General features: G+C 73.1%; 12 protein-coding genes. 5 read left to right on the forward strand and 7 right to left on the reverse strand.

Features of this window, described 5'->3' with window-relative positions:
• Positions 1-31: 31 nt before the first annotated feature.
• Complete coding sequence (locus tag HGB44_RS18910) at positions 32-949, forward strand: alpha/beta fold hydrolase (protein WP_061083305.1); 918 nt, start codon at positions 32-34, stop codon at positions 947-949.
• 189 nt (positions 950-1,138) lie between these two features.
• Here the strand turns inward: HGB44_RS18910 and HGB44_RS18915 are convergent, their stop codons facing one another.
• The 5 genes from HGB44_RS18915 to HGB44_RS18935 form a co-directional block, all read right to left on the reverse strand.
• Positions 1,139-1,963, reverse strand: coding sequence for an SDR family NAD(P)-dependent oxidoreductase (locus HGB44_RS18915; RefSeq protein WP_061083304.1), 825 nt, complete (start codon positions 1,961-1,963; stop codon positions 1,139-1,141).
• Positions 1,964-1,976: 13 nt separating this feature from the next.
• Positions 1,977-3,299 carry an MFS transporter gene (locus HGB44_RS18920; RefSeq protein WP_061083303.1) on the reverse strand — a complete coding sequence of 441 codons (1,323 nt, stop codon included), beginning with the start codon at positions 3,297-3,299 and terminating at the stop codon, positions 1,977-1,979.
• 98 nt (positions 3,300-3,397) lie between these two features.
• Positions 3,398-4,843 carry an FAD-dependent oxidoreductase gene (locus HGB44_RS18925; protein ID WP_061083302.1) on the reverse strand — a complete coding sequence of 482 codons (1,446 nt, stop codon included), beginning with the start codon at positions 4,841-4,843 and terminating at the stop codon, positions 3,398-3,400.
• Positions 4,836-5,669, reverse strand: coding sequence for an SDR family NAD(P)-dependent oxidoreductase (locus HGB44_RS18930; RefSeq protein WP_061083301.1), 834 nt, complete (start codon positions 5,667-5,669; stop codon positions 4,836-4,838). The genes HGB44_RS18925 and HGB44_RS18930 overlap by 8 nt, the downstream gene beginning before the upstream one ends.
• Positions 5,670-5,786: 117 nt before the next feature.
• The gene (locus HGB44_RS18935; protein ID WP_231972644.1) at positions 5,787-6,215 is read right to left on the reverse strand and encodes a nuclear transport factor 2 family protein; all 429 of its coding nucleotides are present in this window, start codon (positions 6,213-6,215) and stop codon (positions 5,787-5,789) included.
• Between the two features lie 106 nt (positions 6,216-6,321).
• Here HGB44_RS18935 and HGB44_RS18940 point away from each other — a divergent pair, with 106 nt between their 5' ends.
• The 3 genes from HGB44_RS18940 (at position 6,322) to HGB44_RS18950 (ending at position 10,146) form a co-directional block, all read left to right on the forward strand.
• Positions 6,322-7,026 carry an IclR family transcriptional regulator gene (locus HGB44_RS18940; protein ID WP_061083299.1) on the forward strand — a complete coding sequence of 235 codons (705 nt, stop codon included), beginning with the start codon at positions 6,322-6,324 and terminating at the stop codon, positions 7,024-7,026.
• Between the two features lie 271 nt (positions 7,027-7,297).
• Positions 7,298-9,676 (forward strand): molybdopterin oxidoreductase family protein, encoded by a 2,379-nt coding sequence (locus HGB44_RS18945; RefSeq protein WP_061083298.1) that lies wholly within the window; start codon positions 7,298-7,300, stop codon positions 9,674-9,676.
• A complete protein-coding gene (locus HGB44_RS18950; RefSeq protein ID WP_061083297.1) occupies positions 9,673-10,146 on the forward strand; it encodes a hypothetical protein in 474 nt (157 codons plus the stop codon). The genes HGB44_RS18945 and HGB44_RS18950 overlap by 4 nt, the downstream gene beginning before the upstream one ends.
• A gap of 9 nt (positions 10,147-10,155) precedes the next feature.
• Here the strand turns inward: HGB44_RS18950 and HGB44_RS18955 are convergent, their stop codons facing one another.
• On the reverse strand, positions 10,156-11,412 hold the full coding sequence (locus tag HGB44_RS18955; protein WP_061083296.1) for an FAD-dependent oxidoreductase: 1,257 nt from the start codon (positions 11,410-11,412) through the stop codon (positions 10,156-10,158).
• Positions 11,413-11,804: 392 nt separating this feature from the next.
• On the opposite strand from HGB44_RS18955, the gene HGB44_RS18960 reads away from it, so the two are divergent.
• The gene (locus HGB44_RS18960) at positions 11,805-13,394 is read left to right on the forward strand and encodes an FAD-binding oxidoreductase (RefSeq protein WP_061083295.1); all 1,590 of its coding nucleotides are present in this window, start codon (positions 11,805-11,807) and stop codon (positions 13,392-13,394) included.
• Between the two features lie 306 nt (positions 13,395-13,700).
• On the opposite strand, the gene HGB44_RS18965 is transcribed toward HGB44_RS18960, so the two are convergent.
• Positions 13,701-14,235, reverse strand: a 535-nt coding sequence (locus HGB44_RS18965; RefSeq protein ID WP_168444061.1) for a hypothetical protein, incomplete at its 5' end; no start/stop codon positions are given.

Below are 14,235 nucleotides of genomic sequence, written 5' to 3' on the forward strand. Positions count from 1 at the left end.
CCCCGTCACGATTCCCTCTCTGGAGGCCCCGATGCCGCACACCATCCGGACGACCGCCCTGACCGCACTGTGCCTGGCCGTGGCCGGAACGGGCCTCGTCGGCTGCTCCGACGTGCGGTCCGGCCTGGAGGACGTGGGTGCCGGACTGGAGTCGGCCGCGGAGGACGTGATGACCGACGGGAGGCTGTTCACCGGGACCAAGACGCTCGACGTCGAGGGCGGTTCCCTGAACGTCTCCTGTTCCGGCGCTCCGGCCGACGAACGGCCGGTCATCGTCCTCATGGCCGGGATGGGCGACGGGCTGGACACCATGGCCGACCTCCAGCAGACCCTGAGCGACGGGGACCGGGTCTGCTCCTACGACCGGTTCGGCGAGGGCGGGAGCGACCAGCCGCCCGGCCCCCAGAGCATCGCCGACGTCGGGCAGACCCTGACCGCCGTCCTGGACGACGTCGCCGGTGACGACCCGGTCGTCCTGGTCGGCCACTCGCTGGGCGGACTGATCGCCGCCCGCTACGCCCCCGACCACCAGGACCGGGTCAGGGGCCTGGTGCTGCTGGACGCCACTTCCCCGACGATGCTCGACGACATCACCGAGGTGATCCCCGAGTCGGCCACCGGCCCGGGCGCCGAGGTGCGCGCGCAGAACCTCGCGATGTTCCAGGGCGAGAACCCCGAGAGCATCGTCATCGACAGCGACGCGGAGGTCCGCTCCGCCGGGGACATCCCGACCGAGGTCATCCAGCACGGGGTCCAGTACCTCGGCGAGATCCCCGAGTACGGCGCCGAACTGGAGCGCGTGTGGACCGAGGGCCAGGAGCAGTGGCTCCAGGTCTCCGGCGACAGCCGGCTCAGCACCGCCGAGGAGAGCGGCCACCACATCCACGTGGACCAGCCCGAGCTGGCCGTCGAGGCCGTCCGGCGCGTCACCGACCAGGCCGCCGCCTGAGGCACGGGTCCGGCGCGGGGATCGGCGGGCGTGGCGCACCGGGCCGCGGGGCATCCCCAGGAGCAACGCGGGCCGCGCCGGTTCCGGTGGTCCTGGGAGCACCAGGAGTTCCGGAAGGCCCCGCGAACTCCGGGGACCGGGGAGGCGCACCTGGACGGTGGGCGCCTCCCCGGAGTCGTGTCCGGATCCTCAGACGGGTCCCTCACGCAGGCCCGAGGTGATCCGGTGGTAGAGGCCGCCGGAGGTCAGGCCGCCGTCGACGACCAGTTCGGTCCCCGTCACGTACCGGGAGGCCTCCGACAGCAGGAACAGCACCACGTCGGCGACCTCCCCGGGTTCGGCCACCCGGCCCGCGGGCACCGAGCGCAGGCTCTCCTCGACGAAGTCGTCGGTCCCCGAACGCAGCAGCGGGGTGTCCACCAGTCCGGGGTGCAGGGAGTTCACCCGCACTCCCCAGGGCGCGAACTCCAGCGCGCCCACCTTGCTCAGGCCGCGCACGCCCCACTTGCTCGCGCCGTAGGAGGCGGAGAAGTAGCCGGTCATCCCGGCGATGGAGGACACGTTGACCACCGACGCCGACCCTGACTGGCGCAGCAGCGGGGCCATGGACCGCATTCCGTAGAACACGCTGGACAGGTTGACGTCGAGCACGCGGCGCCAGTCCTCGTCCGTGGTGTCGGCGATCCCGAAGCGGTGGCTGACCCCGGCGTTGTTGACCAGCCCGTCCAGCCGTCCGCCGTCCTCCTCCGCGATCCGGTCGCGCAGGCGCGCCCAGTCGTCCGGGTCGGCGGCGTCCAGGCGGGCGAACCGCGCCGTCGCGCCCAGCTCACCGATCTGGCGGGCCGTGTCCTCGCCCCGCTCCGCGTCCAGGTCGGCCACCCAGACCCGGGCGCCCTCGCGTCCCAGTGCCAGGGCCTCGGCCCTGCCCATGCCGCCCGAGGCGCCCGTCACCAGGACGACGCGTCCGGCCAGTCCGTGTCCGGCTCCGCCGCTCGTCGCGTCCGCTGTCCGCACGTGCCTTCTCCTCTCAGTCGATCGGCAGTTCGGTGCCGCGGGTCTCGGTGACGAACAGGACGGCCACCAGCGTCACCAGGGCGGTGAGGACGAAGTAGCCCGCGGGTGCCAGCGGCTGGCCGGTGGCGCTGATCAGCCAGGTCGCGATGAAGGGCGCGGTGCCGCCCAGGAGCGTGTTGGTGACGTTGTTGCCGAGCGCGATCCCGCTGTAGCGGGTGGAGGCGCCCAGCATCTCGGCGTAGGTGACGAACGAGGCGCCGTTGACGACCGAGACGCACACGAACAGCACCGTCTGGCCCACGATCGCGGCCCAGGCCGGGCCGGCGGACATCATCATGAACATCGGGAAGCCCAGGAGCGCGGCCCCGACGCTGCCGATGAGGATGACCTTCTTGCGGCCGATGGTGTCGGCCAGGTAGCCCGAGAGGGGCAGCGTCGCGGCGCCGACGACCATGGCGACCGAGGTCGAGGCGAAGGCCAGCTGGGCGGAGTGCCCGGCCGTGGTCTGGAGGTAGGTGGCCGCGTACACCGAGACGATGTAGTAGCCGCCGGTGATCACCGCGCCCAGGCCGATGATCTTGAGCACGGACCGCCAGTTGGTGACCAGCAGGGTCCGGATCGGCATGCGCTCGGTCTCGCCCTGGTCCGCCAGCTGCTTGAACTGCGGGGTGTCGTCCAGGTGGCTGCGGATGTAGAGGCCGATGACGCCGATGGGCAGGCTGAGCAGGAACGGCAGGCGCCACGCCCAGTCCAGCATCTGCTGCTCGGTGAAGACCGTGGTGAAGGTGAGCGCCACCAGCGAGGCGAACAGCGAGCCGAAGTAGGTGCCCGAGTTGACCAGGGAGGTCTGGGTGGCCCGCCAGCGGGCCGGGGCGGACTCGGCCACGAAGGCGTTGGCCCCGCCGAGTTCGCCGCCCGCGGCGAAGCCCTGGACGCAGCGGCACAGCACCAGCAGGACGGTCGCCCAGACGCCGAGCGTGTAGTAGTTGGGCAGCACGCCGATGGCGGCGGTGGCCAGGACCATCAGCAGGATGGTCCAGGACAGGGCCCGCTTGCGCCCGTAGCGGTCCCCGATGTGGCCGAAGAGGATGCCGCCGGGCACGCGCATGAAGAACGCGACGGCGAAGGCGGCGAACGTGCCCAGCAGGGCCGCCGTCGGGTCCTCGGAGACGAAGAAGAGCATCGCCACGAACGTGGCCATGTAGCCGTAGATGCCGAAGTCGTAGTACTCGACGACGGTGCCGATGACCGCCGCGCGGATGACCTTCATCCGCGACTGGAAGCCCGCCTCCGGTGCCGGTGCGGGCTCGGACGCCGACTGCTGGTGGAGTGACATGCTGCCTCCCTGGGGAGAGGGTCGGATCGGTGTGTGCACCGCCCGATCCCGTGGTTGTGGGGGATGACGGGGGCCGGGGCGTGTCCGGAGGACAGGGCCTATCTGCGCGCCGCCGCTCCCCGCCCGGCGATGCGGCCCATGGTGAGGGCGTTGGCGACCGCGTTGCCGCCGCCGACGTAGCGGGGGCCGAGGACCCCGGCGCCCGCCTCGCCCGCGGCGAAGAGCCCGGGGACCGCGGTGCCGGTGCGGTCGCGCACGGCGGCGGAGGAGTCGATCTCCAGACCGGCGTGCGTGCAGACGATCTCGGCCGGGAGCACGCGGGCCGCGTGGTAGGGGGCGGTGTCCAGGGGCTCGGGGTCGGCCTCCGCCCCCTTCGCGCGCAGGGTCAGGTGGCGCAGGAAGTCCGGATCCTCGCCGTTCGGCAGCTGGGAGTTCCAGGTCCGCACCGTGGTGAGCAGCGCCGCCTCGGGCACCCCCATGAGGGCGGCCAGTTCCTCCAGGGTGTCGGCGCGCAGGGTGCGGCCCGCGTCGGCCTCCTCGGTGACGCGTTCGGGCGTCCAGTCCGCGTACCCGGCGGGCAGCGAGGCCCGGGCCCGGTCGTCGAACACGCACCACGCGGAGCCGCCTTGGGCGTCGATGATGCCGGTGGAGACGGCGTAGGAGGCGTCCTCGTCCATGAAGCGGCGTCCGGCCCCGTTGACGTACACGCGCGAGAGCGGCGGGAACCCCGACTGCCAGTGGTGCTGGCGCTGGAAGTAGGCGGTGGGCATCCGCAGCCCCCAGCCCGCGCCGGTGACGGAGGCCTCCACCTGCTCGGCGAAGCGCAGGTGGTCGCCCCGGCTGCCGGGCGCGGCCACGACGAACGCGTGCTCGCCCGCCTCCAGGGCGTCCGGGTAGTACTCCTTGAGCAGTTCGGGGTCCTGTGCCAGGCCGCCGGTGGCGACCACCACGGCGTTCGCGCGGACGGTGACCCCGTCGGCGACGACGCCGCGCACCCGGCCGTCCTCGAACAGCAGGCGCCGCACCCGGGTGTTGAGCACGGTCTCGACCCCGAGGCGGCGGCAGGCCGCGGCGAGCACCTGGACCAGGCCGAGCCCCTGGTCGGCGGGGACGTGGGCGCGCCAGACGTCCTCGACCCCGGCCCGGGTCAGGCCGGGCATGTGCGCGTTGGTGGAGGTCCGGGCCGGGAACCCGGCGCCCAGCCCGATGAGCCACTCCAGGGTGGGCCCGGCGTTCTCGCAGAAGGCGCGGACCAGCCCGGGTTCGAGCATCCACTGGTTGAGGTCCATGTAGTGCTGGTAGAAGCGCTCGGCGCTGTCCTCCACGCCCGCGCCGCGCTGGACGCTGGTCGCGGCGGCGGTGAAGAGCCCCGCCGAGAGCTGGGTGGAGCCGCCCAGCTCGGACTCGGACTCGAACAGCAGGACGCGCGCGCCCTCCTCGGCGGCGGTGGCGGCCGCGGCGAGCCCGGCCCCTCCCCCGCCGATGACGACGACGTCGGCGGTCTCCTCGTCGTCGTGGTCGTGCTGGCCGGCGTGCTCAGACATGGCGGGAACCCCCGTCGACGGCGATGCTGTGCCCGGTCACGTAGCGGCTGCTGTCGGAGAGCAGGAAGAGCAGGACGCCGACGACCTCCTCGGGGGAGCCGACCCGGTGCAGCGGCACGTTGTCCAGGGCGGCGGCCAGGGCCTCGGGGTCGTCCTGGAGCCAGCGCGTCATCTCGGTGTCGATGAAGCCGGGGGCGATGGAGTTGACGCGCAGCCCCCTGTCGCCCAGTTCGACGGCGAGGGACTCGGTCAGGTGGGCGACGGCGGCCTTGGACGCGCAGTAGGCGGCGCGGCCCCGGCGCACGCGCACCGCCGACACCGAGGACATGTTGACGATGACGCCGCCGGGCCGCATGTGGCGGGCGGCTGCCTGGGCGCCGTGCAGGACGCCCTGGACGTTGACGTCGAGGACGGTGGACATCTGCTCGGCGGTGATCTCGCCGACGGGGGCGTGGGGGAAGACCCCGGCGTTGTTAACCCAGTAGTCGAGGGAGCCGAACTCGTCGGCGGCGGCGCGGGCGAGGTCGTCGTGCTGCTCGGGCACGACCACGTCGACGCGGCGGGGCGCGACCCGGCCGGGCCGCTCGCTCAGGGCGCCGTCGGCCAGTTCGCGGTTGATCCCGTCGGCGACCCGCTTCATGTCGACGTCGTTGATGTCGGCCGCGACGACGTTGACGCCGCGGGTGGCCAGGGCGGCGGCGAAGCTGCGGCCCATGCCGCGCGCCGCCCCGGTGACGACCGCGGTGCGGCCGGCCATCTCGGGGTGGACGGCCTCCATCACGCGGTGGACGACGCGGGCGGGGCCGGTTCCCTCGTGCTGGGTCATGGTGTGCGGCCTTTCCTTGGGTGGAACGGGACCGGGGTGGTGGGTCCGGGTCTGGTGGGGACGGGTGCGGTGGAGCCGGTCGTGGCGCGGCCGGGTCGGGGCGGGCGCGGCCGGGGTTCAGGCGGTGTCGTCGCGCCGGACGTCCCGGCGCGCGATGCGCCAGTCCTGCCCGTCGCGGACCAGCCGGTCGCTGACGGTGGTGAGCCTCAGGATCGTGGTGTCGCCCGTCACACGGGTGCCGATGACCTGAAGATAGGCGCTGACCTGCGCCTGTGTGGCGTCCGCGGACTCCACGAAGAGGTTGGTGACCACGTGGCGGCGCACCTCGCCCGCCTCCCGGGCCGCGTGCGCGAAGTCCTCGGCGAAGGCCCGCAGGCGGTCGCGCCCCGCGACCGGCGCGGGATAGGTCGGCGAGTGGAACTCGCCGTCGGGGGTGAAGGTCCGGGCCCAGGCGTCGGCGTGGCCGCCGTCGATCAGGTGGGACTGACGCGCGTAGAGCTGCTGGATGCCGGTGACCAGCGAACCGTCCATGACCCCCCTCTCCATGTGTGCGATAATCGCACTAGGCGTGCAATTAAGGCTTAACGTATGTGTCACGCGTCACCTGCGTCAAGAGGCGGGAGGTGTATCTTCGCGATGCGAGAGGAGCCAGATGCCCGAGACACCGGCCGACAGGCCCAACACCCGGACGTCCAAGACCCTGCACAACGGGATCGAGGTGTTGGAGCTGCTCAGCCGCAGTCCGCACGGACTGTCGCTCACCGAGATCGCCGAGGGGGTGGGGGTGCACCGCACGGTCGCCCACCGGCTGGTGCGCACGCTGGAGGAGCACCGGCTGTGCAAACGCGGCCCCTTCAAGCGCATCACCCTGGGGCCGGGACTGGTCGCGCTGGCCGAGTCGGTGGAGGCGGACCTGCGCCAGGTCGCCGGTCCGGTCCTGGCCGAGCTGGCCGAGTCGCAGGGGGCCACCGCGCACCTCGTCGTTCCCGAGGGTGAGGACGAGGCTCGCGCCCTGATGGTGGTGGAACCGCGCAGGGCCACGGCCCACATCGCCTTCCGGACCGGGCGGGTCGACCCCGTCGACAAGGGGTCGGCCGGGCTGGCGCTGCTCGCGGCCATGCCGCCCCGGCCCGGGGAGCGCGAGGAGGTCGCCCTGGCCCGCGAGCGGGGCTACGCCGTCTCCCACGCCGAGGTGACCAACGCGGTGACCGGGGTGTCGGCGGCGGTGGTCGGGACGCGTTCCGAGCCGGTGGCCAGCGTCGGCATCTCGGTCCTGGAGCTGGACGACCCCGCCCCCTTCGGCGCCGCCGTGCGGGAGGCGGCCCGCCGGATCGCCGGGATGGTGCACCTGCCCTGAGCCCGTGCCGTGCGGGACCGGCACGGGCACCCCGCTGACAACCTCCCCGGGCCGCTCCGGCGTGTGTTCCCGCCCCGCGCCCGGGTCCGCTCCGGCGTGGGCCGTGTCGGGACCGGGCCCCGTGCCGTTTACGCGTTTCCCCCACGGGTAGCGGCGTTCACGCGTTTCGGCCACACGGAAAGGGGTGGTGTCGGTGCCGTCCAGGGACAGGATCGCCGAACCATGGGGGTCGCGCACCCCGTACGGGCCCGGCCAGGAATGGCCGACCAGAGTGGACAGCCACCTGGCCGAGGGGGTGGGCCCCGACCAGGTGGACCGCTGGGTGCGGTCCGCGTCGATCCTGCACTCCAACGGCGACGCGCTCGACATCGCGGTCAAGGACGACCGGATCGTGGGAGTGCGGGGCCGCGAGGGCGACCGGGTCAACCACGGGCGCCTGGGCCCCAAGGACCTCTACGGGTGGCAGGCCAACCACTCGCCCGACCGGCTCACCCGGCCCCTGGTGCGCCGAGGCGGCGAACTGGTCGAGACCGACTGGGACACCGCGATGGACCTGGTCGTGCGGCGCAGCAGGGAACTGCTCGACGAACAGGGTCCCAGCGCGATCGGCTTCTACACCAGCGGACAGCTCTTCCTGGAGGAGTACTACACGCTCGCCGCCATCGGGCACGGCGCCATCGGCACCAACCACATGGACGGCAACACCCGGCTGTGCACGGCCACCGCGGCCGCCGCGCTCAAGGAGTCGTTCGGCTGCGACGGACAGCCCGGCTCCTACGCCGACATCGACCACGCCGACGTCATCGCCCTCTACGGCCACAACATGGCCGAGACGCAGACCGTGCTGTGGACGCGCGTGCTCGACCGGCTGGCCGGGCCCAACCCGCCCCGGCTCCTGTGCGTGGACCCCCGCCCGACCCCGGTGGCGCGGGAGGCCGCGCTGCACCTGGCGCCGCTGCCGGGGACCAACGTCGCGCTGATGAACGGCATCCTGCACGAGATCATCCGGCGGGACATGGTCGACCACGACTACGTCGAGGCCCACACGGTCGGCTACGACTCCCTGGTCGCGGAGGTCGAGGCGTACCCGCCCGAGCGCGCCGCCGGGATCTGCGGGGTCCCCGCGGAGCGGATCCGCGAGGCCGCCGTGCTCCTGGGCGGCGCCGAGCGGCTGATGTCGACCGTGCTCCAGGGCTTCTACCAGTCGCACCAGGCGACAGCCGCGTCCGTGCAGGTCAACAACATCCACCTGATCCGCGGCATGCTCGGCAGGCCGGGCGCGGGCGTCCTCCAGATGAACGGGCAGCCCACGGCGGAGAACACGCGCGAGTGCGGCGCCGACGGCGACCTCACGGGCTTTCGCAACTGGAGCAACGACGACCACATCAGCGACCTCGCGGCGGTGTGGAACCTCGATCCGATGCGGATCCCGCACTACGCGCCGCCCACCCACGCGATGCAGATCATGCGGTACGCCGAGAAGGGGTCGATCCGGTTCCTGTGGGTCAGCGCCACCAACCCGGCGGTGTCGCTGCCCGAGCTGGCGCGGATCCGCTCGGTGCTCGCCCGGGAGGGGCTGTTCCTGGTGGTGCAGGACATCTTCCTGACCGAGACGGCCGAACTCGCCGACGTGGTGCTGCCCGCCGCGACCTGGGGCGAGAAGACGGGCACGTTCACCAACACCGACCGCACCGTCCACCTGTCCGACAAGGCCGTCGACCCGCCAGGTGAGGCCCGGTCGGACCTGGACATCTTCCTGGACTACGCCCGGCGGATGGACTTCCGCGACAACGACGGTGCGCCGTTCCCGCAGTGGCACGACCCCGAGTCCGCCTTCGAGGCGTGGAAGGAGGCCACCGCCGGACGGCCGTGCGACTACACCGGCCTCACCTACGACAGGCTGCGCGGCGACAGCGGCGTGCAGTGGCCCTGCAACGACCAGAACCCGGACGGCACCGAGCGCCTCTACGCCGACGGCCGGTTCTGGGCGGCGCCCGACCAGTGCGAGAGCTACGGCCGCGACCTGGTCACCGGGGCGCCGCTGGAGCCTGCCGAGTACAAGGCGATGAACCCCGAGGGCAGGGCGATCATCAAGGCCGCCGAGTACCTGCCTCCGCACGAGGAGCCGAGCGGGGAGTACCCCTTCGCCCTCATCACCGGCCGCACGCTCTACCACTTCCACACGCGCACCAAGACCGGGCGCTCACCGCAGCTGCAACAGGCGGCCCCCGAGGTCTGGGTGGAGGTCTCGCCCTCCGACGCCCGGGAGGCCGGGATCTCCGAGGGCGATCCCGTCGAGGTGACCTCGCCCCGCGGGGTGATCCGGGCACGGGCGCGGATCAACGGCATCCGCCCCGGGGTGCTGTTCGTCCCGTTCCACTACGGCTACTGGGACAGACACGCCGACGGGGGCTCCCTCGACCGCGACCGGGCGGCCAACGAGACGACCGTCACCGACTGGGATCCGGTGTCCAAGCAGCCCCTGTTCAAGACCGCGGCGGCCCGGCTGCGGCTCCTGGGGCCCGGAGACGGCTCGCCCGCGCCCGCGCCGACGACGACCGCGTCCCGGCCGGTCGGCACCGGGGTGCCCGAGACCGTGGGCGGCCCCGACGCCGCCTCCGAGGAACACGTCACCGGAGGTGGACGATGAGGATCACCGTGGCCCTGCGCGAACTGTACGACGCCGAGAGCGCCCTGGCCGGGGAGCTGCTCAGGATCGCCGACCGGCACGAGAAGGAGCAGGAGATCCACCACGTGGCCAGGGACCTGGTCCGCTGGTCGCGCGACCACGTGCGGGAGATCGCCGAGGCCGGTGCCCGCTACGGCCTGGACCTCGGGGAGCCGGAGCTGGAGAACCCGGACCCGCCAACCGAGGAGGCGGGCGAGCTGCCGGGCGACGACTCCGACCCCGACCTGCTGCTCCTGGCGGACCTGCGTCGGCTGTACCGCATGGCGGCGGGCGTGTCGCTGGACTGGGACCTGCTCGGGCAGGGCGCGCAGGTGACCGCGGACGCCGGGTTGCTGGCGCTCACCAAGCGGTGCCACCCGCAGTCACTGCGGCAGATGAGCTGGGCCGACGCGATGCTCAAGACGGTCTCGCCGCAGATCCTGGTCACCTGAGGGCCGGGCTCACCGCCCCGCGAGGTCGGCCAGGACCGCGGCGGCGGCGCGCTCCCCGCTGACCAGGGCCCCCTGGAGCGAGGGTGTGTCGCGGTGGTCGCCCGCGACGTAGAGGCCCTCCTCCAGGCGGACCGCACGGCGCAGGTCGCCCAGGGGCGGCGGCGCCGCGGGCAGGGCGTCGGGCACGTGCACCGTCTCCAGGTGTTCCCAGTCCCCGTCGTGCGCGCCCAGGATCCCGGCGGCCTCGGCGCGCACCTCGGCCTCCGGGGGCTGGTGGGGGCCCGCCGTGGAGGAGGCGATCAGCGCCCGGCCGGGAGGTGCGTAGGACGGGGCGGTGGCCGTCAGCACCATGACGCTGGTCAGCCTGGTCCCGATGCGCCGGGAGCGCCCGTCAACGTGCAGGAGCGGGTCGTCCTCCGGTCCTGCGGGACGGGAGTGGTAGTAGGTGGTGGCGGGGTTGAGCACCGGCGCGGGCAGCGAGGGCAGGAGCTTGGGCACCGCGCCCGGGCCGACCGCGACCACGGCGGCGCGGGCCCGCACGGTTCCCGCCTCGGTGCGCACCAGCCCCGGCTCCACCTCGTGCGCGGCCGTCCCCAGCAGGAACCGCGCGCTCCCGGCGCGCGCCGCGAGCTGGTCGGAGACGGCCTGGATCCCCGCCTCGGGGACGGTCAGCCGCCCCCGCGCGAAGCTGCGCCAGACCAGGTCGTTGACCCTGCTGGACGTGCTCAGGGACTCGTCGAGGAAGACGCCGGCCAGGAAGGGGCGTACCAGGGTGTTCACGGCCCGTTTGCCCAGGCCGAGGCGGCGCAGCGCGGTGAGGGTGTCGGTCTCGGGCCGGGCCTTGATCCGGTCGGCCGGTTCCAGGGCGTCCGCGGCCACGGCGCGCAGCAGGCGGAAGAGGTCGGAGGGGCGTACGAGCGAGCCTGACAGCAGGGACAGCGACGACAGGGCCCCGGAGGGCGAGGGGTGCAGCCGCAGCAGCCCCCGGTCGGTGCGCACGGCCATCCCCTTGGGGAAGGACCGAAGGCGCAGGGCGTCCAGGTCCAGGCGGCGGCGGACGGCCGGGTAGGCGGTGTTGAGGATCTGGAAGCCGCGGTCGAGCACGTAGCCGTCCCGCACGTCGCTGCGGACGCGTCCCCCCACGGACTCCCCGGCCTCCACGACGGTCACGTCGAGCCCGGCGGCGGCGAGGTCGGCGGCGGCGACCAGCCCGGCCATGCCCGCCCCCACGACCACGGCGTCGCAGCGCTGCGGCAGATCAGTCATGGCGCCAGGTTAGGACAGCCGCCCGTGTCCGCCCCGGACGCGGACCGGCGAGCCGCGGGCGGCGCCGGCCAGGGCTCCGTTCCGCTCGCCCGAGGGGTCCCACCGGGGAGCCGGAGGGAGTGCGGGGCCGGAGGGAGTGCGGTAGCCGCAGGGAGTGTGGGGACCGGAGGGTTCACAGGGGTTCGGGTGTCTCAGAGGAGTTCCTGCTTCCGGCTCCGTCCCTGTTCGGGAGCGCGTGTGTGCACGAAAAGCCGTTTCGGCGACGAGGCCTCCTCCCTTACGGTCCACCATCACCGTCCGTAACCCCCGAGGACGGGTCGGCTGCTTTTCACGGCCGGACACGCTGGGTAACCACATGGCGTCTCCTTGTCCTCGCAGCTCAGGCGGCTTCCATGTCCCACGGCCACGACATTCCTCCCCTGACCACCATCGCCCCCTCCGACAAGCGCTACCCCGCGCTCAACCGGGGGTTCAACCAGCGCTGGATCGCCCGGCCCGACTACGTCCGGCTGGTGGGCTCGCCCGAGGGCGCGGCCCGCGCCCTGTCCGAGGCGGTCAACCAGACCACGGCCCGGCCGGACCGCACACGGATCACCGTGCGCTCCGGCGGCCACTGCTACGAGGACTTCGTCTGCGGCGACGACGTCCGCGTGATCCTGGACGTCAGCCCCATGTGCGGGATCTACCGCGATCCCGTGCTGGAGGCGTACTGCGTGGAGGCGGGCGCCACCAACTGGCACGCCTACAGCCACCTGTACCCGCTCAGCGGCAGGGCCCTGCCGGGCGGCTCCTGCTACTCGGTGGGGATGGGCGGGCACATCACCGGCGGAGGTTACGGCCTGCTCTCCCGCCAGTACGGGCTCACCGTGGACTACCTGTACGCGGTGGAGGTGGCGGTGGTGCGGCCCGACCGCTCGGTCGAGCTGGTCGTGGCCACGCGGGACGATCCCGATCCCGACCGCCGCGAGCTGCTGTGGGCGCACACCGGGGGCGGAGGCGGGAACTTCGGGGTCGTCACCCGGTTCTGGTTCCGCGACCTGCCCGAGCCCCCGTCGAACGTGCTGCTCAGCGGCCTTTCGTGGAAGTGGTCCGACTTCACCAAGGAGGACTTCGCCGCCCTGGTCACGGCGTACGGCGAGTACTTCCGCGACCACCAGGACCCGGACGAGGCGTCCGGCAGGCTCTTCGCGATGCTCAAGCTCAACCATGTCAGCAACGGGGAGATCGGCCTCGTCGCCCAGGTCGACGCCGACGACCCCGAGGGCGGGCGGGCCATGGAGGAGTTCCTGGAGGCCGTGGACGGGGGGATCGCGCCGCGTTCGGGGCAGATGACGGCGCCCATGGGGGAGCACCCCCCGGTCCAGGGCATGCAGACCCCCCGGAGGCTGCCCTGGCTGACGGCCACCCAGGTGCTCAACGGCTCCGGCGAGAACCAGTGCGGCAAGTACAAGTCGGCCTACCTGCGCAGGCCCTTCAGCCCGGCGCAGATCGAGGCCATGTGGGCCTACCTGGGCAAGGAGCACTACACGGACTACGTCAACAAGGAGGCCCTGATCCAGGTCGACTCCTACGGCGGGGCCGTCAACCAGCCGCCGGTGGACACCGCCGTGCCCCAGCGCGACTCCGTGCTCAAGGTGCAGTACCAGGTCTACTGGAAGCGCACCGAGCCGGAGTCCGACGTGGCCCGGCACGTGGCGTGGATCCGCGACACCTACCGCAAGACGTTCGCCTCCACCGGCGGGGTTCCCGTGGTCGGCGACGCCACCGACGGGTGCTACGTCAACTACCCGGACGTCGACCTCGGCGACCCGGCCTGGAACACCTCGAAGGACCGCTGGTCGAAGCTCTACTACAAGGACTCCTACCCCCGGCTCCAGCGGGTGAAGAAGCGGTGGGACCCGCTCAACGTGTTCCGGCACCGGCAGTCGGTCGAACTCCCCGCGTCGGCGGGCGGTGCAGGTCAGGGCTCCGGATCCTCCTGAACCGGACCGGCGGACGGTTCCGTCTCCTTCGCTCCGGGTGACCGTCAGCCCCGAAAGGGTCGTCGGTCCTCCGAATGTTGGCGAACCAGCGGAACCGGCGGAAACGGCGGCCTCCGACAGCGGCCGGTCGGAGTCCCCGCACGGGGACGACCGCGGCCGGGCACGCCACCCGTGCACGCGGAGGGGCGCACAGCCGGGGCGCACGAAAAGGGCCCGCCGCGTGCCTCTTGGGTTCTAGCGGCGGGCCCCGCCCCGCGGTGTCACCCCGTGCTCGCCACGGGGTGACACCGGTCGTGGATCAGCTGGTCAGCCGATGTAGGTCGGGTACGCGGGCACGGCGACGGGAGCGGGCTCCGGCTGGCCCGGGTCCTCGCACAGCTCGACCTCCGCACCCGGCACCTCGACGGGCGCCTCCGCACCCGGCACCTCGACGGGCGCCTCCGCAACCGGCTTCTCGACGGGCGCCTCCGCAACCGGCTTCTCGACGGGCGCCTCCGCAACCGGCTTCCCGACAGGCGCCTCCGGACCCGGCACCTCGACGGGCAGCGCGGGCTCCGGGGAGGAGGCCGCCGGACACTCGGCCGGGTCGGGGATCGCGGTGGGGTAGTCGGGGGTCTCGGAGGGGGTCACCGGACACTCGGCCGGGTCGGGGATCGCGGTGGGGTACTCGGGGGCCGCGGAGGGGTAGTCAGGGGCCGCGGTGGGGTAGTCGGGAGCCTCGGTGGGGTAGCCGGGAGTCTCGGAGGGGGCCGCCGGACACTCGGCCGGGTCGGGGATCGCGGTGGGGTAGTCGGGGGTCTCGGAGGGGTACTCGGGGATCGCGGAGGGGTAGTCAGGGGCC

This window comes from Nocardiopsis alborubida, assembly GCF_012396365.1.
In the GTDB taxonomy this organism is placed as follows: domain Bacteria; phylum Actinomycetota; class Actinomycetes; order Streptosporangiales; family Streptosporangiaceae; genus Nocardiopsis; species Nocardiopsis alborubida.

Bases quoted from the DNA above. Each gene is read 5' to 3' on its own strand.
- HGB44_RS18910 (WP_061083305.1), top strand. From the start codon at position 32: ATGCCGCACACCATCCGGACGACCGCCCTGACCGCACTGTGCCTGGCC.
- HGB44_RS18935 (WP_231972644.1), bottom strand. From the start codon at position 6,215: ATGGAGAGGGGGGTCATGGACGGTTCGCTGGTCACCGGCATCCAGCAG.
- HGB44_RS18920 (WP_061083303.1), bottom strand. From the start codon at position 3,299: ATGTCACTCCACCAGCAGTCGGCGTCCGAGCCCGCACCGGCACCGGAG.
- HGB44_RS18930 (WP_061083301.1), bottom strand. From the start codon at position 5,669: ATGACCCAGCACGAGGGAACCGGCCCCGCCCGCGTCGTCCACCGCGTG.
- HGB44_RS18955 (WP_061083296.1), bottom strand. From the start codon at position 11,412: ATGACTGATCTGCCGCAGCGCTGCGACGCCGTGGTCGTGGGGGCGGGC.
- HGB44_RS18925 (WP_061083302.1), bottom strand. From the start codon at position 4,843: ATGTCTGAGCACGCCGGCCAGCACGACCACGACGACGAGGAGACCGCC.
- HGB44_RS18960 (WP_061083295.1), top strand. From the start codon at position 11,805: ATGTCCCACGGCCACGACATTCCTCCCCTGACCACCATCGCCCCCTCC.
- HGB44_RS18940 (WP_061083299.1), top strand. From the start codon at position 6,322: ATGCCCGAGACACCGGCCGACAGGCCCAACACCCGGACGTCCAAGACC.
- HGB44_RS18950 (WP_061083297.1), top strand. From the start codon at position 9,673: ATGAGGATCACCGTGGCCCTGCGCGAACTGTACGACGCCGAGAGCGCC.